Raw genomic sequence first — 18,383 nt, 5'->3', positions numbered from 1 at the left:
TTCAGTGTTTTTTAATCAACAATTTTGTGTTTATGTCGTCAAAAGCAATTGCCGTGCCATCTTCAAGATGTTCTTCGAGACTCAAATCTTCAGTTAGCGTTTCGCTCTTTAGATAGCTCTCATTACTTGCAATTGCCTTTTCTACATATCCATCTTTTTGAATTTTTATATCTATTTTATCCGTTACCTCAAACCCAGATTCTTTTCTTAAATTTTGGATTCGGTTGACCAATTCCCTAGCGATTCCTTCCCTTTTGAGTTCTTCATTGATTTTAATATCCAATGCAACTGTTAGGGGGCCAGAGTTGGCGACCAGCCATCCCTCAATATCCTGTGAGGTAATCTCTACGTCGGACAACTGTAATTTAATCGATTTATTTTCCAAATCAAGTGAAATTTCGCCTTCCTGCTCCATTTTTTGGATATCCGCTTGGTCCATCTGTGCTACTTTTCCTGCAATGACCTTCATATCCTTACCATACTTAGGTCCCAATGTCTTAAAATTCGGCTTAATTTGTTTCACTAAGATTTCTGAAGCATCGTCCATCAATTCCAACTCTTTAACATTAACTTCAGCTTTAATCAATTCAGCAACTGACGCAATAACCTCTTTTTGATGCCCATTTAAGACTGGAACCATCACTTTTTGTAGCGGCTGGCGCACCTTAATTTTCTCTTTTTGACGAATAGACAAAACCAACGAAGTCACTTTTTGGGCGGTCTGCATCTTTTCTTCCAATTTTACATTTATGTACGAATCTTCAAAAACTGGAAAATCAGCCAAATGGATGCTATCAAACCCTTCTCTATTGGTCACTGCATCCAAATCTTTGTACAATCTGTCAGAAAAGAAAGGAGCAATCGGCGCCATGAGTTTGGCAGTAGTCACCAAGCAATGGTATAAGGTCTGGTATGCAGAGATTTTATCTTGTTGGTAATCTCCTTTCCAGAATCGCCTTCTGCTTAAACGTACGTACCAATTGCTGAGATTTTCTTGAACAAAGTCAGATATGGCCCGAGCAGCTTTAGTCGGCTCATAATCGGCATAGGCTTCATCTACAAACTTTATAAGTGTATTTAGCTCAGAGAGTATCCACTGGTCCAGTTCTGGTCGATTCTGCAATGAAATTTCTTTCTCATCAAAAGTGAACCCATCAATATTTGCATAAAGCGAAAAGAACGAATACGTATTGTAGAGCGTACCAAAGAACTTCCGCTTAACCTCTGCAATTCCTTCGATATCAAACTTCAAATTGTCCCAAGGATTTGCATTTGATATCATATACCAACGAGTAGCATCAGCTCCATGAGCTTTGATCGTTTCAAACGGGTCAACAGCATTACCCAAACGCTTTGACATTTTTTTACCATCCTTATCGAGAACCAAGCCATTTGACACCACATTCTTGTAGGACACTTGATCAAAAACAAGGGTAGCTATAGCATGGAGCGTATAAAACCAACCTCTGGTTTGGTCGACCCCTTCAGCAATAAAGTTGGCTGGATATGCCTCGCCGGAATCAATCAAATCTTTATTTTCAAATGGATAGTGCCATTGGGCATAGGGCATAGAACCACTATCAAACCAGACATCAATCAAATCTGATTCTCGTTTCATCGGTTTCCCATCCTCTGAGACTAAAATAATTTGATCAACAATGTTCTTATGTAGGTCAACTTTATCATAGTTTTCCTCGCTCATGTCACCAACAATGAAATCGTCGAAAATATAACTATTCATAAACCCAGCTGAAACCGACTTCGCCATTTCCGATTTCAACTCTTCAACAGACCCAATTATCCTTTCTTCTTTACCATCATCCGTGCGCCAAATTGGAAGTGGAATACCCCAATATCGAGAACGTGATAGATTCCAATCGTTGGCATTTGCGAGCCAATTTCCAAAACGGCCCTCACCTGTGGATTTTGGTTTCCAGTTTATGGTTTGGTTCAATTCGTACATTCGGTCGCGAACCTTTGTTATTTCTATAAACCAAGAATCAAGAGGGTAGTATAAAATCGGTTTATCGGTTCGCCAACAATTAGGATAACTGTGGAGATACTTCTCCACTTTAAAAGCCTTGTTTTCCGTCTTTAGCTTAATGGCAATTTCTACATCAATTGACTTTTCAGGAGCCTCACCATCAGTGTAATATTCGTTTTTGACATATTTCTTGCCGAATTCTTTAAGTTCAGGGCGAAATTTTCCCTGTAGGTCTACCAGTGGCACAGGATTATCATTTTCATCAAGCACCAACATTGGCGGAACGGGTGGATTCGCCTGCTTGGCCACCATGGCGTCGTCGGCACCAAAGGTGGGTGCTGTATGAACTATACCTGTACCATCTTCGGTTGTCACGAAATCACCAGCGATGACTCTAAAGGCGTTTTCAGCATTTTGGTAGGGTTGCACGTAATCAATGAGTTGTTCATATCGGATTCCGACCAAATCTGCACCTTTGCTTTCGCTTAGAATTTTATAAGGTATTTTCTTCGATTCAGAAGAAAACGTAGAAAAATCATTGTCCGACTCCGCTTCGAAGTATTTTCCTGAAAATTGTTTTCCTACTAAAGCTTTGGCCAATACCACATTTGTTGGTTCAAATGTGTATTGGTTGAACGTTTTTACCAAAACATAATCAATCTTTGGTCCTACCGTCAAAGCTGTATTTGAAGGGAGCGTCCATGGCGTCGTGGTCCATGCCAAAAAATAAACGTCACCTTCAATGTCTTTTAAAGAAATAGGGAGGGTTTCTTTTTTGGTCTTGAACTGGGCAGTAACCGTAGTGTCGGTAACATCTTGATAGGTTCCCGGTTGATTTAGTTCATGAGAACTAAGGCCTGTACCCGCCTTTGGCGAATATGGTTGAATGGTATAACCTTTATAGATTAGTCCCTTATCATAAATTTGTTTTAAGAGCCACCACACCGTTTCCATGTATTTGCTCTTATAGGTGATATAAGGATCCTCCATATCGGTCCAATAGCCTGTTTTTTCGGTCATTTCTTCCCAAACATCTGTATAGCGCATTACTGCTTTCCGACAGGCTTCGTTATACTCCTCAACGGATATCTTTTTCCCGATATCTTCCTTGGTAATACCAAGTTCTTTTTCAACACCGAGTTCAATAGGTAGGCCATGGGTATCCCAACCGGCTTTTCTTTTTACCTGAAAACCTTTCATGGTCTTATATCGTGGAAAAATATCTTTAATGGTTCTTGCCATAACATGATGAATGCCGGGCATACCATTAGCAGAAGGAGGACCTTCATAAAAGACGAAATTCTCTTTGCCTTCTCTGGTAGACACACTTTTTTCAAAGATGTTTTCTCGCTTCCAGAAATCCAACACCTCTTCACCTACCTTAGGCAGGTTCAATCCTTTATATTCACGAAACTTTTTTGCCATTTCACATCACAATGAAAGTTTGCAAAAATAAAGATTTAACGGGTAATTATACCCCTAACAGGCAATTAAGAAATCACAAAGGGCCACGAAAAAAATTGAATCAATTTGTGACTATTGGGCTCAATTAGTGTCTGACTATTAAAACCATATAAAAATGAAAAAATTGATTTTTGCCTTTATGGCAATTGTTTTAGTTACTGGAACAGCTGTTTCTTGTAAGGAAGCGGCAAAAAAAGCCGAAGAAGCTACTGAAGCGACAGAAAACGCCTTTGATGAAGCCGGTGATAATCTTAAAGAAGCCGCTGATAACTTAAAGGAAGCCGGCGACAACCTTAAAGAGGCAGGTCAGAATGCTGTTGATGAAATGAAAAAAGCAGGGGATTCATTAATGGCAGAAGGAGAAAAGGCCATGGATAGTCTAAAAGCAAAAGGTGATGCTGCGATGGACAAAGCAAAAGAAATGGGTAATGATGTTAAAAATGCTGTTGAAGAAACAACTGATGATGCAAAAAAAATTGTCAATGAAGCAGCTAAAAAAGTGGAAGAAGCAACTGACAATAATTAATTTGCTCTGATAATTTTTGAAAGCCCTGTTCAACAATTTGAACAGGGCTTTTTTTCAATATGGACCAGGCTCTCCATTTAAATTGCTTGGAATCTTATTTAGAGAGAATGGTCTATTTAAAATTTATATCCTAGTCCTAAGATTAAATTTATCCCTGGAGCTACTATACCAGACGAATAGGTTCGGTAACGTTGGTCGGTAAAATTCTCCAAATTTAATGATGCTGTCCAGGTGTTTGAAATCGTGTATTGAGATCTGAAATTTAGGGTATACCATGAAGGTGAAAATGGATTTCCGTTTTCATCACTAGCATAAATGAAATTTTTACTGCGTTCAGAAAGTGCTAATTCTTCAAAGGCCAATTGCCCGTTGTAATTCAAAAATAAATCTGTTTTGAACTTTCTATTTTTCCAAATAATATGTGCATCGGCAAATAATGGTGCAACATGCCTGGCAGGAGAATCGGTACCATTATCATCTTCTTCCACACCTTCAGTAAGGGTCATATTACCCGAAAACGACCAATTCTCATTCAGAAAAGCTTCCATACCAAATTCAAGTCCATAAACATAAGCCCTAGCCGCATTCTGAATGGCTTGTACGTTACTCAATTCGCCATTGTATTGAATCTCAGATTGTCCATTAAAAAGAAAATCCCTTCGAACCAAAGCATCAACCAAATAAGTATAATACGTGGCTGCTTTTATCACTACCTTATCTCCAAAATTCTTTTGAATACCAAAGTCCACATTATAAGCATATTCAGGTTCCAAATCAGCATTTGGCACTACCACCGAGCCAGGTTCTGAATCGAATATTTTACCAACATCATCAATATTTGGAGCTCGAAAACCTGTCGAGCCATTTAATGTTACTTGCAGGTTTTTTCTCGGGAACCAACTAAATCCGATACTACCAGTAAGTGCCCCAGTAATAATATCCGCTTCTTCAAAAGGAAATTGAAAAAAGGTATCCTCAAACTGTGCATCAACCCAAACCTGACTATAACGCAAGCCCGAAAGCAATGTGAAATTAGGTTTGATTTTATACTCGCTGTTCAAATAACCTGCAAAGGTTTGCCAAGTAGCACCATCTGGGTATCGGGATGCTTGAGGTTGCTTAGATTGTGTCTCAATATTCAATTGACTACCAACGGAATTGACCTTATTGAAAATATATTCCGCACCATAGTACAAACGAAGATTACCAATTTTTTTATTCTCAAAATCAAGATTAACCGATAGGGCATTGACGTTTTCTTTTGTTCTATAACGGATTGGGTCTTGAAAGGCCCTTTCGTTTCGACTTTCTTCAAAAAACTGATAAGCAGTAGTCAATCGAACCCCGTCATAAAACTTATTTCTACCTTCCTTGGTAATTTGAAGATTACCCATAAACCATTTTTGTGGCCCATAGAACCATTCCGCTGAACGCAGGCCATCGCCGGTGCTATTTGGTCGAATTAATCTGTCATACCTTGAAAAATCGGAAGTTTCAGAATAATACAATCCCAAGTCATAGGTGTAGGTCTTATTCGGCTGGTATTTGAATTTTTGCATCAGGTTTATCTGGTCATAACCAGAAGGAAGTTGTTTTTCAGGATTTTCGTTGTTCACTAATTCATCTTGACCATTTATTCTTCTCACAATATTTTGGCGCAAATACGATTCACGGCCATTCGAACCCATGGTTAAATCACCAAAATTATTGTACGAAACACTTGTATGGCTTGCCCAAGTTTGATGCCCCAAATTAAAATCAAGATGAGCTGTATTTTCAGTATTAGCTGATGAAAATCGGTAATTGACGTTTCCAGAAAAAGTCAAACTGTCCGTGTATGAAAACCGTGGTGCTTTTGTATAGAAATTCATGACACCCCCTATGGCGTCACTCCCGTAAATTACGGAACCAGGGCCAAAAATGACCTCTGTGCTTTTAACTGTGAAGGGATCTATGGAAATTACATTTTGAATATTTCCGCCTCTGAAAATGGCGTTGTTCATTCGAACACCATCAACTGAGAGTAATACCCTATTGGTTGCAAACCCCCGAATCATTGGGCTCCCCCCTCCCAATTGACTTTTCTGAACAAATACCTTACCACTATTCTGTAATAAATCAGCCGATGTTTGTGGATTGGTAAATGCAATGCTCTGGGCATCGATATTTGCAATTTTTTGAGGGATGTCTTTGCGTTGCTGTTGCCATTTGGATACCGAAAGAACTACCTCATCTAATTGTTCTGCCTTTTGAACAAGATATAAACGGTTTCCTTTTCGCAGCAGATTTTGTTTTGTGGTTTGATATTCTCCGTAGTTTATGTGACGGAAATAAATACGTTCATTATCATCAAAAATCAAGAGGCTGGTCTTACCGTCAAAATTGGTTATGACCGTTTTGGATTTAGTTTTATTGAAGAGGGCAACATTAGAGATAGGACTACCAGAATCCGCATCCAAAACGGTAATTTGCTGGGCAATTGCCGTCATTGAAATCAAAGACAGTAAAAAGAAGGTAATCTTTTTGTGCATATTAGTCGAACACGGCATTTAGCACCGCCAAGGACTTAGGTTTTCTGAAACCGTGCAAATGTAATTCATAATACAAAATCACACTTTTCAGTAATTCTTGTCGGCTTCTTTTATTGGTTTTAATTGACTTTAGTGCATCAAAATTAATGCCCAAAAATCGTTTGAACAATTCGGTTTGTTCGTTTTCTATCAAGGGATTTAAATTTGGGGTCGCTCTAAAATTTCCTTCCAACAAATCAAAATAATGTCCAGAAATATTTGACTCATCGGGATAGAAACCCAAATACTTTGAAAGATTTACTAAAAACAACAAATGAAATTGAGAGATGAAGTCATTATTATCCAACCAACTGAAACTATACTCCAAATAGTTTAACAACGATTGGTCTGCCTGTTCTTCTTGAATTGAGTTTGTCAACATTTCAGCCAAAAACAATACCAAACTGTTCTTTATAATATCGCTATGTAAGGTCTTGTAAGGATTGACAACCTTTGCCTCTCGTATACTTTCAAGGCTTCCTTTATTTTTATGATAAGCCACCAATTCCAATTGGGTCAAGGGTTGAAAAAGAGCAGCTTTGAGCTTGCTTTTTTTGGAGGTTAGTACACCTTTTAACAAATACGATTTAAGCCCGTCGGAAGCCGTGAAAGCTTTAACAATTAAACTCGAATCTCCGTATTTCAAGCTTGATAATACAATTGCCCTTGTAGTGACTTGCATGGGCTAAAGATAAAAGACCCATCCAGTATTTACTAGATGGGTCCATAATTCATTTCTATACCCTTTGGTTATATCACACCTTGGGCAAGCATGGCGTCGGCCACCTTAACAAAACCGGCGATATTGGCTCCTTTTACATAATTACAGTAACCTCCTTCTTCGGTACCATATTCAATGCATGATTCGTGAATATCGTTCATAATGGCCTTCAATCGCTCGTCAACTTCCTCTCGTGTCCAGCTTATACGAAGTGAGTTTTGAGACATTTCCAATCCTGAAGTAGCAACACCGCCTGCATTGGAAGCTTTGCCTGGAGCGAATAGTATTTTTGCTTCATGAAAGGCATGAATAGCTTCAGGAGTTGATGGCATATTAGCACCTTCAGAAACGGCTATACATCCATTTTTCAAAAGAGTAGCGGCATCATCGCCGTTCAACTCATTTTGTGTGGCACAAGGTAAGGCCACATCACATGGTACTTCCCAAGGTGTTTTCCCTTTCTGGTATTCTGCACTTGAAAACTTCTCTGCATATTCAGAAATCCTACCACGACGGTTATTTTTCAAATCCATCACCCATTCCAATTTCTCCTCATCGATACCATCCTTATCATAAATGTATCCACCTGAATCAGAAAGGGTCAAAACCTTACCACCTAGTTGAAGAACTTTTTCAGCTGCAAATTGCGCTACATTTCCTGAGCCTGAGATTACAACCTTTTTGCCTTCGAAAGAGTCACTTTTGGTCTTTAGCATACTATCGGCAAAATAAACAGTACCATAACCCGTAGCTTCCGGACGGATAAGTGATCCACCCCAAGAACGTCCTTTTCCTGTCAATACTCCAGTAAATTCATTTCGTATCTTTTTATAAGCACCGAAAAGGAAACCAATTTCTCGAGACCCAACACCGATATCACCCGCAGGAACATCTGTATTCGGACCGATATGGCGACACAACTCCAACATAAAAGCATGACAAAAACGCATTACCTCATCATCGGATTTACCTTTCGGGTCAAAATCTGAACCTCCTTTTCCACCTCCCATTGGTAGGGTGGTCAAGCTATTTTTGAAAACCTGTTCAAAAGCCAAAAATTTCAAAACACTTGCGTTAACAGTTGGATGAAATCGTAAACCTCCTTTATATGGACCAATTGCCGAGTTCATTTGAATTCTATACCCCCTATTCACATGAATTTCTCCATCATCATCAACCCAAGCCACACGAAATGATAATAACCGCTCTGGTTCTACCATTCGAAGTAGAATGTTTTTACCGTTGTAAATTTCGTGCTTTGCGATATAAGGAATTACAGTTTCGGCCACTTCTTGGACCGCTTGAATGAATTCGGGTTCATGACCATTTCTGGTCTTCACCTCATCCATAAATGCTTTGATTTTTGCTTCCATAAAGGATTTGGTAAGTTGTTAATTAGAAACCCTAAAAAAGGGGCCTTTTTTATCAAATTAAAAATATAACGGCAAAATTATGTCATTTATATAATTTGACTGCGATATTTTGTCAAATCTTTAACCTATTGCTTGCTCTAGGTCAGCAATAAGGTCTTCTGCGTCTTCAATACCAACACTTAGCCTTATTAATGAATCAACTACACCGCTTTTTTCGCGCTCTACTTTAGGAATACTAGCGTGGGTCATACTAGCTGGATGGCCCGCAAGACTTTCGACACCCCCTAATGATTCTGCCAAAGTAAAAACCCTGAGGTTTTCTACAATTTTCACAGCATCCTCAAAAGAGCTGCCTTTGGGTATAAACGAAATCATTCCACCAAAATCATCCATCTGTGTCTTTGCGATGTCGTGGTTGGGATGTTCCTCAAATCCTGGCCAGTAAACCTTTTCAATTTTTTGGTGATCTTTTAAATATTCTGCGATTATCTTACCATTCTCGCAATGTCTTTGCATGCGTACGTGCAAGGTCTTAATACCACGAAGGGTCAAAAAACTATCCATCGGACCACAAACGGCGCCACTTGCATTTTGAATGAAATAGAGCTTATCGGCCAAGTCTTTATCCTTAACCACTAAAGCACCAACAACAACATCACTATGCCCACCTAAATATTTGGTAGCGGAATGCATCACAATATCTGCTCCCAAATCCAAAGGTCTTTGCAGATAAGGTGTTGCAAACGTATTGTCAACGGCCAATAACAATCCTTTATCCTTTGCCAACTTCGAAATTGAGGCAATATCAATAACATTCATCATTGGGTTTGTAGGTGTTTCAACCCAAATCAATTTCGTATTTCCATTCACTTTTTCGGCAATGGCGTCAACGCTTTGCATGCCCATAAAATGAAAAGTAATTCCGAATTTTTCGAAAATCTGACGAAATAGTCGGTAGCTTCCGCCATAGAGGTCGTTTGTAGAAATTACCTCATCACCCGGTTCCAAGAGTTTTATGACTGCATCAATAGCCGATAACCCGCTGGCAAATGCCAGTCCATAAGTTCCGTTCTCAATACTGGCCAATGCATTTTCTAAGGCTGTTCGAGTCGGGTTTGCACTTCTGGAATATTCAAATCCCTTGTGACCACCAGGCGTAGTCTGGGCATAGGTAGAAGTTTGATAAATCGGAGGCATAACTGCGCCATAAGCCGCATCAGGATGTTGACCCCCGTGAATAGTTTTGCTGTTAAATCGTAAGTCTTTTTTGCTCATTTAGCTTTGTTCGTAATTCGGTTGCAAAATTACGCTTTTACCGCGCGCAGAATTGCCATAATACTTCCCAAATGCAGACCCTCATGAAAAACATTGAACGCCATTGCATCTTCAACGCTGTTCAACTCGACCTTCGGAGTGGTCATGTAACTTTTAAAATTGGTAAATAACCCAGCATCATAGTCGGCCTGCGTTTTTTCAGGAAGTTCAAAAAGTAACCTCTTGATTTCTTCAACTTCTTCTTGGTTGGGTTTTTCTTTGGGAAAAGAACCCTTTTGGTAATCTTCTACAAGCTGTTGTGAGATATTCAAGGGTAAACCACTGAGGCCGTAGACCAATTTTTGTTGTGTCACCACAACATGGGCAATGTTCCACCATATGTTATTATTAAAACCTTTGGGTATTGTGAAAAGCTCATCATCGGACAAACCTGTTAGGTACTTGTAAAGAATCTTGCGGTTTTGATTTACAATAATTGAAAGCTGTTGCATGGAAGTTCTGTTAAAACATATCTAATATTCTAGATATGTAAATATTTTAATTAATTTTACATGGTGAATATAGTTGAAATAAGTAAAGTGCTGGCTAATGAAACGAGGGTAAAAATTCTTCAATGGCTTAAAAAGCCAGCAGAGAATTTTCCGCCACATCAAGACATTGACCATTTTGATGATGGGGTTTGTGTAGGGTACATTCAGGATAAGGCGGGACTTTCACAGTCAACCATTTCAACCTATTTGAATTCCATGCAGAATGCTGATCTGGTTATTCCTACACGTCATGGCAAATGGACCTACTATAGAAGAAATGAAAAAGTAATAGAAGCCTACATTAAGTCAATAAAAGAAGAATTATAAAAAATTTAAAATAATAAATCGATAAATAGCGATATTTAAATATGAATTCAACATGTACAATTAATACCACCGAAGTAGATTTTCGTACGACGGAAACCTTACAAAATCGAATAAAAAAGTGGTTTTTAGAAATAAAAATTACAGGAGCGGAAGAAATGTCAAAAACCAAATGAAAACGATGAAAACAATTGGATTGATAGGGGGCCTTACATGGCAATCTTCAAAGTTTTACTATGATTTTTTAAATCAACTCGTAGTTGAGAAAATGGGTGGGTCGCATTCGGCGAAAATTTTAATGAGTTCTGTTGATTTTGCTCCAATCGAAAAACTTTCGTTTGAAAACAACTGGACCAAAATCGGCGAACTGATGGCCATAGAGGCCAAACGATTGGAAAATGCCGGGGCTGACCTCATTATCATTGGCTCGAATACTATAAATATGGTAAGTGATTATGTTACCGCAGCTATCTCAATTCCCTTTGTTCATATAGCAGATGCCACAGGTAATGCCATTAAAAAAATAGGTTTAAGCAAAGTTGGCCTTTTGGGAACCAAGTTTACCATGGAACGAGATTTTTATAAAAGTATTCTTAAAAATAGTTACGGTCTTGAAGTTTTGATCCCCAACGAAAAAGAACGCGATACCCTGCAATACATGATCTACAATGAGTTAGCCAAAGGTGATTTTTCAGAATCTTCTAAAAACAAATGTTTGGACATTATTGGCAACCTAATCTCAAATGGTGCTCAAGGTATTATTCTAGGTTGTACTGAATTGCCCATATTGATTCCAGAAGGTGAAATCCCAGTTCACTCTTTTGACACTACCATGATTCATTCAAGAGCAGCTGTGGAAGCCGCAATAAATTCAATTTAAAACTCAATCCTAACAAATGAGGGTTCTAATTATTGGTGGCAATGGCACTATTGGAAAAAAAGTTAGTGCCTATTTCAATAAGGGTCACGAAGTATTAATTGCAGGAAGAAATAGTGGAAACCTGTTGGTAGATATCAAATCAAGTGAATCAATTAAGCAGATGTTCGAAGAAGTGGGAAAAGTGGATGCGATTCTTTGCATTGCAGGAGAAGCCAAATGGGACACTTTTAAAAATCTACAAGAAGAAGACTATTACATAGGTTTCGAAAGTAAGTTAATGGGACAGGTTAATATTGTTCGAATAGGGCAATCCTATCTAAACTCAAATGGTTCCATAACCCTCACCACCGGAATTTTAGCAGACGATCCGGTTGAAAAAACCGCAAGTGCTGCAATGGTGAACGGGGCAATTCATAGCTTTGTAAAAGCAGCTTCGTTAGAGCTCATTGGTCGACTACGACTCAATGTGGTCTCGGCAGGCTTGGTAGAAGATGCTGTCGACAAGTATAGAGACTACTTTCCTGGTCATAATCCAGTATCAATGAATAAAGTAGTTAACGGATATGTTAGAAGTGTAATGGGTAAGGACCACGGTCAAATAATCCGTATTTACGAATAGAATTAGCTAAAACTTAATTGAAAATGAAAACAATATTCCACTTAGAAACCTGCAAAACCTGTCAAAAAATTTTAAAGGAATTGGAACCTCTTGATGATATAGAACTGAGGGAAATTAAATCTAAGGGAGTTACCCCTGACGAGTTGGAAGAAATGCGTGCATTGACCGATTCTTATGAGTCGTTGTTCAGCCGTCGAGCGATGTTGTTCCGTCAACGTGGGCTAAATAACCAGGAGTTAGCTGAGGATGATTTTAAAAATCTCATTTTGGAGCACTATACCTTTTTAAAGCGACCTGTGGTAGTGGTAGAAGACCAGATTTTCATCGGCAATGCCAAAAAACAGGTTGAAGGCGCTAGGGCCGCCCTACACGGATGAGTAAAAGAACACTAGCCTTTTTGGCTGCCATTGGAGCAACTACCATATATGGTATTAACCATACCATTGCCAAAGGAGTCATGCCAACTTATGTTACTCCTTTTGGATTTATTTTTCTTAGGGTTGTTGGTGCCGCGATACTTTTTTGGGGAATTTCTTTTTTTGGCCCTAAAGAAAAAATAGAACGACGGGATTGGGGCCGAATGTTGGTCGCCGCACTTTTAGGAATGGTAATCAACATGCTGTCATTTTTTAAGGGGCTGCAATTATCAACTCCAATAAATAGCGCAGTTTTGGTAACCATTAGTCCCATTATTGTTGTTGTTCTTTCTGCTTTTTTCTTAAGGGAAAGAATTACCCTTAACAAAGGTTTGGGCATTTTTTTGGGATTTATTGGTGCCCTGGGATTAGTGCTTTTTGGAGCTGAATTAAGACAAGATGCTCCGAACATACCTTTGGGCAACTCTCTTTTTATAGTAAATGCCACTGCCTATGGGGCCTATTTAATTGTTGCGAAAAAATTGGTTGAAAAGTACCATCCGTTCACCTTAATGAAATGGCTTTTCACTATCGCTATTATTATCAATTTACCAATAACTATTGGCGACTTTTTAAAAATTGAATGGGGCACGATGCCGCTTTGGGTTTATGGTGTAGTTGCATTTGTTATTCTCGGCACCACTTTTTGCACCTACCTATTCAATATTTTCGCGATGACGCAACTTAGGGCCAGTACTGTAGGTGCTTTTATTTATGTTCAACCGCTTTTCGGAATTCTTTTCGCTTTGCTCACTGGTAAGGACACTTTAACAACCGTAAAAATTTTAGCTGCAATTCTGGTGCTGTTAGGAGTTTACTTGGCAAGTCGAAGGACCATTGCTAGGCCAGTTGACAAGTAAGGAAGAAAGCTAATTGTCTTGACTCAAAAGGGTCTTTTTGGTATTAATCCTCAAATAAATCCAATTGTCTTCCTTTAGGTGGTTTGGCATACCCAAAAACACTTCGACCTCCATATTTATGGGATTCTTGATTTTCTTTTCTCACTAGAGCCTCAAAATTCTGATTAGGGACAAAGTCTTTTTCAGCCCTTTGGGCCATTTCTGATAATTTCTTAATGGCCTTGAGTTTATCTGAATGACCAATCTTGGCCTTTTCGACCGCGGTTTTCATGGTTGAGATGGTTTTGTCGTAGACTTTGGTAGGCACTGGAAACGGTGTTGCATCTTTACCGCCATGGGCGAAAGCAAAACGCGCAGGGTCTGAAAATCGCGAGGGCGTACCGTAAATCACCTCACTGACCAAGGTCAGGCTCTGCAAGGTTCTTGGTCCAAGTCCTTTAAGCAATAACAAATCCTCAAACTTTTGGGTCTCATTTTCTTGGGCCAACCATAAAATGCTCCCCATTCGCTTTAGGTCCACATCTTTAGCTTTGATATTGTGGTAGCTCGGCACAATGAGGTGTGGTAATTCTTTGGCTATTTTATCTGGATGCTCTTTGGTTATCTCGAGTATTGAATTCTGGGTATTCTCAGCATTTTTATGCACCAAATTCAGAATTTTACCTTGATTTTCGCCACAGACGGCTGCATGAGGTTCCTTGATAAAATTTGAGACACTACCTGAATGCCAATGATAGCGTCTTGCCTTTCCATTTTTATTGTTCATCCCCTGTTGAACTACCGTCCAATCCCCTTCATCCGTTACCAAAAAATTATGGATGTACAGTTGAAACCCATCTTGAAGGGCAGTATTGTCGACCTTGGCACTCAACTTACTTGCCTTGGCTAGTTCATCACCATTTAGGCCGGTCTGCATACCAACATTTAGCAACTCTTGTGGCGTTTTAAGGGAATGTTTCCCTTTTCCTCCACAAACATAAATACCCAATTGTTTCGAAACAGGAGTTATTACCTGTTTAAGTACCTTCAAGACGGTAGTGGTAACACCTGAAGAATTCCAATCCATACCGATAACCGTACCGAAACTTTGAAACCAAAATGGATGCGCCATTCGTTCGATAAAACCAGCTTTGCCATGCTCTTGAATAATGGCTTCGACCATTGGCAAGGCCAAGCCCTTCATTCTGTTTAAGAGCCAAGGTGGCACATGACCACCATGCAAGGTTAAATCTGCTGTTCCGGAGCGGGGCATGGTCAACTATTATAATCAGTGATTCTATTCAATTTTTTTCTTCTGGCACTTCTTCAGGAAATACAACCTCTCGAACCCATGACCCGGAAAGACAAGTGTCAACTTGTAAGTCAATTTGATACTCCACATCGAACCGTAAAAAAGAACTATCTGAAGGGAAAGAACGCCTCTTTAATCTATTTAAAAAGTTATAGGCCCTTTCAAGTGTCTGTTTTTCCTTTTTGGTGGTTTGAAGTCTTGTTGCAAATTCCAAATCAATTCTTATGCTGTTTTCTTTCCCATTATTCTCAAAATCGGCCAGAGCGTCTTGCAATTCATTTTTTGAAACCTTTTTTAAATCCAAACTTATTTCTTTTTGAGCTGTTGTTTCAAATGTTGTAGTCCCCAAAAACCGTGTTTCCCCTTCATACCCTACAGAAACAGCTATTGCTGGTTTATGTTTGGGAATTGGCATGCTTTGGGAATTTGCGTTACCAACATAAAATGTTTGCATATCCTGAGAGCTTAGTCGATATAAACTTCTTATGGATTTATAGAACACATAAGTGAAAAGTTGGTCATACTGCTGGCCATTCTGGACCTTTACAGTTAAGTTTTGTTCTTCCCACTCTTTTTCACCAGTCCCCTTATCAATATTCACCCATCCCATATCAGTTTGAGTAAAGCCATAAGAAAGCATTCGGTAGCGTTCCCTTTTTATGAGAATTTCTTGATAGCGCCTTTTTATTTTTACCAAGCTTTTCTGCTCTCGATCATGTTTTCTTGTTAATTGTTTTAATAATCTTTCTTTTTCATTTTCAGCCTTTTGCACTTGTTTTCTGTAGTAATTACTCAATAGTTTCCCGTTTTTTGAAGAACCGCGAACCTTCGTCTTACGTTCTTCTTTGAAGGATAGGAATGCGTCTTGATAACGATCCCCAGCCAAGACTTCTACGACCAAACTATCGATTTCCCACATATTTTTGTCAAGGTTATTGGTGTACAAATCCAAGATATCGGGCCTACATACCTTATAAATTATCTGAAGGCGCTGTTCAAATTCCCTTGTGGCAATTAAGGTGTTCTCAAAAATTTTATTCCGTATTGCCTTGATTTTTGATGGATTTACCCCATGATTAGAGTAAACCAAAGTATCGACTTCTTCAGATGCATTGCTTGACCCTCCATTGTTCAGCAAGCTAAGGGAATTAACCTGTTCCCCTTCAAGTGTAAAATCGTATTGGGGCTCATTGGGCAAATCGGAAATATCATACAATTTTTGAAGAGTATTTTTAAAATAGGCTTCTTGAAAATAGTATAGGCTATCAACTACAGTTTTGGAAGGGGTTTTGAACTTGCCGAAGGGCAATCCTTGTTCAACCTCTTCTTGAAAACCATTTGGTAAGAAATCAAGTACTTCCAAATCAAAGGGAATCAAATAGTTTGGAATAGCTTTTGGTTCTACCCAATTCATATTTCCTTTTTCGTTCCGAACGCCTTTATATACCATCATATCAGGTTTAATCTCGGCAGTGGGAACTTCGATATAAATTGGCTTTTCAGGATTTATGACCAGTTGTTTTTCCCTTGAAGTAGCATTTAAATATATCATCCCGCCTGTTTCCAATAGTTGCCCGTTGGACATGGTGGTCAAATTTGACAAAATCATATCTTCCAACCGCAATGCTTCTGCCAGCTCAATGGTTATTTCGCCATCTACCTCAATACCAAAAGAGTTTAAAAAACATCCTTTTGGGAGCACCAAAATAGTTCCGTTAAGGCCTTCTATAACTTGGTCCTTCTCACCCGAAATTTTGAAGTACTGACTTTCAACCATACTGCCTTTGAAAAAATCGGTTTCTGCATGTTTACTAATGGTCGGCACCTCCTGGCATCCAATAATGGTTAAGAGAAATAGTACAAAAAGCCTGTGGGATTGGTTTTTAAACATTTCCATTTTGTTTAGACCTTAAAGATAATCGATACCATAGTTGAATCTACAGAGTTCAATACCTATGGTCTATATTGGGGAGTTAGACTATAAATCCCTTGGCACTTTCACAAACCTTCTAGTGTCAGCATTTCTTAAGATTTTAAAGTCTTCATCTTTAGGAACATGCTCAAATTTTGACAAAATTTCAGGTGGCAGGTCTCTTAGCTTGCGAGCTTTTAAATCCATCCAACCACCCATAAGCTCTAGTCTTGCAATGTTTCTCCCCCTACTATCATAAAAATCATGATGAAATTCAAAGAATTTTCCTGTTTCACTCAGCCCTTTGAGGCCTAAAGACACTTTTATCCTTCCTGCAAAAACCTCTTTAAAATAATACACATGTTCATAAAACATTACCGGTCCAATTTGGTTTGCGGCCATAAATTTTTGGTCAAAGCCAATACCATTCAAAAATTCTATACGAGTGTGGGTTGCAAATTCACTGTAGGCCGTATTTGCTAAATGTCTATTGGCATCTATATCACTCCAACGAATATCTATCTCTTTGTAAAACATCAGATTCAAATTTATTATGCATGCATAATATGTAATAAAAATAGCATAGATTTGAAATTCGTGGGTTACTACCACCTCTTTAATTTTCTAAATTTACGTTATGAGCCAAAAAGCATCATTCATTCCTGAACTCTCCTTACCCGCAATTGCTGCACCAATGTTTTTGATTTCTGGCCCTGAATTGGTCATTGAATGTTGTAAAAATGGCATTGTCGGAACTTTTCCCGCCTTAAATCAACGTACAAGCGAAGGTTTTGAAGAGTGGCTTATCCAAATAAAATCGGAACTTAAAAGTTGGGAGGAAGAAACCGGAAAAAAAGCCGCTCCTTTCGGTGTTAACCTTATCGTTCATAATACCAATCCACGTTTGGAGGCCGATGTTAAATTATGTGTTAAACATCAAGTTCCACTAATCATAACTTCTTTGGGCGCAGTAAAAATGGTGGTTGACGCCATTCACAGTTATGGCGGACTGGTTTTTCACGATGTCATCAAAAAACGACATGGGCAAAAGGCAGCAGACGCAGGTGTTGATGGTTTGATTCTAGTAGCTGCTGGTGCTGGAGGCCACGCAGGCACCATAAATCCAATGACTTTGGTTGCAGAGACCAGGCAATTTTTTGAAAAGACCATTATTTTATCAGGATGCATTAGTACCGGAAGAGACATTGCCTCAGCTATGCAAATGGGTGCTGATTTAGCTTACATGGGTACTCGGTTTATAAATACTCAGGAGGCAAAAGCTCCAGAAGAATACAAAGATATGATTATTGATGCCGGTGCCAGCGATGTCACCTATACGGCCGCCATTTCAGGGGTGCATGCCAATTTTTTGTCCAAAAGTTTACAAAATGCAGGGCTTACTCCAGAAGATTTGAAAAAGGACCGCAAGATTGATTTTGGCAAAGAAATGAACACCGAAGAAAAGGCCTGGAAAACAATTTGGTCTGCAGGCCAAGGCTCAGCGTTGATAGATGACAAGCCAAAAGTTTCAGAATTGGTAGCAACCTTGAAATCGGAGTTCAAAAATGCCATTGAGGAACAGTATAAAATGCTTGAGGTTTTTCCTAAGTAAGGAGTTACCTTTGTTGAAGGAGTAAA

16 protein-coding genes are annotated in these 18,383 nt (G+C 39.0%); 7 read left to right on the top strand and 9 right to left on the bottom strand.

Features of this window, described 5'->3' with window-relative positions:
- Position 1: 1 nt before the first annotated feature.
- Positions 2-3,409 carry an isoleucine--tRNA ligase gene (ileS, locus tag HCU67_RS05785; protein WP_168551620.1) on the bottom strand — a complete coding sequence of 1,136 codons (3,408 nt, stop codon included), beginning with the start codon at positions 3,407-3,409 and terminating at the stop codon, positions 2-4.
- 154 nt (positions 3,410-3,563) lie between these two features.
- On the opposite strand from ileS, the gene HCU67_RS05780 reads away from it, so the two are divergent.
- Complete coding sequence (locus HCU67_RS05780) at positions 3,564-3,974, top strand: hypothetical protein (protein ID WP_168551619.1); 411 nt, start codon at positions 3,564-3,566, stop codon at positions 3,972-3,974.
- Between the two features lie 116 nt (positions 3,975-4,090).
- Here the strand turns inward: HCU67_RS05780 and HCU67_RS05775 are convergent, their stop codons facing one another.
- From HCU67_RS05775 to HCU67_RS05755, 5 genes are all read right to left on the bottom strand, one after another.
- A complete protein-coding gene (locus HCU67_RS05775) occupies positions 4,091-6,523 on the bottom strand; it encodes a TonB-dependent receptor (protein ID WP_168551618.1) in 2,433 nt (810 codons plus the stop codon).
- Positions 6,507-7,226 (bottom strand): DNA repair protein RecO, encoded by a 720-nt coding sequence (gene recO / locus HCU67_RS05770; protein WP_168551617.1) that lies wholly within the window; start codon positions 7,224-7,226, stop codon positions 6,507-6,509. Before recO ends, HCU67_RS05775 begins: the two co-directional genes overlap by 17 nt.
- A gap of 68 nt (positions 7,227-7,294) precedes the next feature.
- Entirely contained in the window at positions 7,295-8,638 is a 1,344-nt protein-coding gene (gene gdhA, locus HCU67_RS05765) for an NADP-specific glutamate dehydrogenase (protein WP_168551616.1), read from the bottom strand.
- Between the two features lie 120 nt (positions 8,639-8,758).
- Positions 8,759-9,913, bottom strand: a complete 1,155-nt coding sequence (locus HCU67_RS05760) for a cystathionine gamma-synthase (protein ID WP_168551615.1) — start codon at positions 9,911-9,913, stop codon at positions 8,759-8,761.
- Between the two features lie 29 nt (positions 9,914-9,942).
- Positions 9,943-10,404, bottom strand: coding sequence for a DinB family protein (locus HCU67_RS05755; protein WP_168551614.1), 462 nt, complete (start codon positions 10,402-10,404; stop codon positions 9,943-9,945).
- Positions 10,405-10,464: 60 nt separating this feature from the next.
- On the opposite strand from HCU67_RS05755, the gene HCU67_RS05750 reads away from it, so the two are divergent.
- The 5 genes from HCU67_RS05750 to HCU67_RS05730 all read left to right on the top strand — a co-directional run bounded on the left by HCU67_RS05750 (position 10,465) and on the right by HCU67_RS05730 (position 13,542).
- Positions 10,465-10,770, top strand: coding sequence for an ArsR/SmtB family transcription factor (locus tag HCU67_RS05750; protein WP_168551613.1), 306 nt, complete (start codon positions 10,465-10,467; stop codon positions 10,768-10,770).
- 178 nt (positions 10,771-10,948) lie between these two features.
- A complete protein-coding gene (locus HCU67_RS05745) occupies positions 10,949-11,647 on the top strand; it encodes an aspartate/glutamate racemase family protein (protein WP_168551612.1) in 699 nt (232 codons plus the stop codon).
- A gap of 16 nt (positions 11,648-11,663) precedes the next feature.
- Positions 11,664-12,266: a short chain dehydrogenase gene (locus tag HCU67_RS05740; protein WP_168551611.1), complete on the top strand. Its 603-nt coding sequence runs from the start codon at positions 11,664-11,666 to the stop codon at positions 12,264-12,266.
- 23 nt (positions 12,267-12,289) lie between these two features.
- Positions 12,290-12,643, top strand: coding sequence for an arsenate reductase family protein (locus tag HCU67_RS05735; protein ID WP_168551610.1), 354 nt, complete (start codon positions 12,290-12,292; stop codon positions 12,641-12,643).
- On the top strand, positions 12,640-13,542 hold the full coding sequence (locus HCU67_RS05730) for a DMT family transporter (RefSeq protein WP_168551609.1): 903 nt from the start codon (positions 12,640-12,642) through the stop codon (positions 13,540-13,542). Before HCU67_RS05735 ends, HCU67_RS05730 begins: the two co-directional genes overlap by 4 nt.
- Before the next feature lie 43 nt (positions 13,543-13,585).
- Here HCU67_RS05730 and HCU67_RS05725 read toward each other — a convergent pair whose 3' ends face one another.
- The 3 genes from HCU67_RS05725 to HCU67_RS05715 all read right to left on the bottom strand — a co-directional run bounded on the left by HCU67_RS05725 (position 13,586) and on the right by HCU67_RS05715 (position 17,282).
- On the bottom strand, positions 13,586-14,794 hold the full coding sequence (locus HCU67_RS05725) for a DUF763 domain-containing protein (RefSeq protein WP_168551608.1): 1,209 nt from the start codon (positions 14,792-14,794) through the stop codon (positions 13,586-13,588).
- Between the two features lie 28 nt (positions 14,795-14,822).
- Positions 14,823-16,724, bottom strand: a complete 1,902-nt coding sequence (locus HCU67_RS05720) for a hypothetical protein (protein WP_168551607.1) — start codon at positions 16,722-16,724, stop codon at positions 14,823-14,825.
- Positions 16,725-16,811: 87 nt separating this feature from the next.
- The gene (locus HCU67_RS05715; protein ID WP_168551606.1) at positions 16,812-17,282 is read right to left on the bottom strand and encodes an acyl-CoA thioesterase; all 471 of its coding nucleotides are present in this window, start codon (positions 17,280-17,282) and stop codon (positions 16,812-16,814) included.
- A gap of 100 nt (positions 17,283-17,382) precedes the next feature.
- On the opposite strand from HCU67_RS05715, the gene HCU67_RS05710 reads away from it, so the two are divergent.
- A complete protein-coding gene (locus HCU67_RS05710; protein ID WP_168551605.1) occupies positions 17,383-18,357 on the top strand; it encodes an NAD(P)H-dependent flavin oxidoreductase in 975 nt (324 codons plus the stop codon).
- Positions 18,358-18,383 lie beyond the last annotated feature (26 nt).

This window comes from Croceivirga thetidis (assembly GCF_012272815.1).
In the GTDB taxonomy this organism is placed as follows: Bacteria; Bacteroidota; Bacteroidia; order Flavobacteriales; family Flavobacteriaceae; genus Croceivirga; species Croceivirga thetidis.
This window is presented reverse-complemented; position numbering and strand designations above follow the sequence as displayed.

Excerpts from the sequence above, each read along its gene's own strand:
- ileS (WP_168551620.1), bottom strand. The coding sequence starts at position 3,409 with ATGGCAAAAAAGTTTCGTGAATATAAAGGATTGAACCTGCCTAAGGTA.
- HCU67_RS05780 (WP_168551619.1), top strand. The coding sequence starts at position 3,564 with ATGAAAAAATTGATTTTTGCCTTTATGGCAATTGTTTTAGTTACTGGA.
- HCU67_RS05775 (WP_168551618.1), bottom strand. The coding sequence starts at position 6,523 with ATGCCGTGTTCGACTAATATGCACAAAAAGATTACCTTCTTTTTACTG.
- recO (WP_168551617.1), bottom strand. The coding sequence starts at position 7,226 with ATGCAAGTCACTACAAGGGCAATTGTATTATCAAGCTTGAAATACGGA.
- gdhA (WP_168551616.1), bottom strand. The coding sequence starts at position 8,638 with ATGGAAGCAAAAATCAAAGCATTTATGGATGAGGTGAAGACCAGAAAT.
- HCU67_RS05760 (WP_168551615.1), bottom strand. The coding sequence starts at position 9,913 with ATGAGCAAAAAAGACTTACGATTTAACAGCAAAACTATTCACGGGGGT.
- HCU67_RS05755 (WP_168551614.1), bottom strand. The coding sequence starts at position 10,404 with ATGCAACAGCTTTCAATTATTGTAAATCAAAACCGCAAGATTCTTTAC.
- HCU67_RS05750 (WP_168551613.1), top strand. The coding sequence starts at position 10,465 with ATGGTGAATATAGTTGAAATAAGTAAAGTGCTGGCTAATGAAACGAGG.
- HCU67_RS05745 (WP_168551612.1), top strand. The coding sequence starts at position 10,949 with ATGAAAACAATTGGATTGATAGGGGGCCTTACATGGCAATCTTCAAAG.
- HCU67_RS05740 (WP_168551611.1), top strand. The coding sequence starts at position 11,664 with ATGAGGGTTCTAATTATTGGTGGCAATGGCACTATTGGAAAAAAAGTT.
- HCU67_RS05735 (WP_168551610.1), top strand. The coding sequence starts at position 12,290 with ATGAAAACAATATTCCACTTAGAAACCTGCAAAACCTGTCAAAAAATT.
- HCU67_RS05730 (WP_168551609.1), top strand. The coding sequence starts at position 12,640 with ATGAGTAAAAGAACACTAGCCTTTTTGGCTGCCATTGGAGCAACTACC.
- HCU67_RS05725 (WP_168551608.1), bottom strand. The coding sequence starts at position 14,794 with ATGCCCCGCTCCGGAACAGCAGATTTAACCTTGCATGGTGGTCATGTG.
- HCU67_RS05720 (WP_168551607.1), bottom strand. The coding sequence starts at position 16,724 with ATGTTTAAAAACCAATCCCACAGGCTTTTTGTACTATTTCTCTTAACC.
- HCU67_RS05715 (WP_168551606.1), bottom strand. The coding sequence starts at position 17,282 with ATGTTTTACAAAGAGATAGATATTCGTTGGAGTGATATAGATGCCAAT.
- HCU67_RS05710 (WP_168551605.1), top strand. The coding sequence starts at position 17,383 with ATGAGCCAAAAAGCATCATTCATTCCTGAACTCTCCTTACCCGCAATT.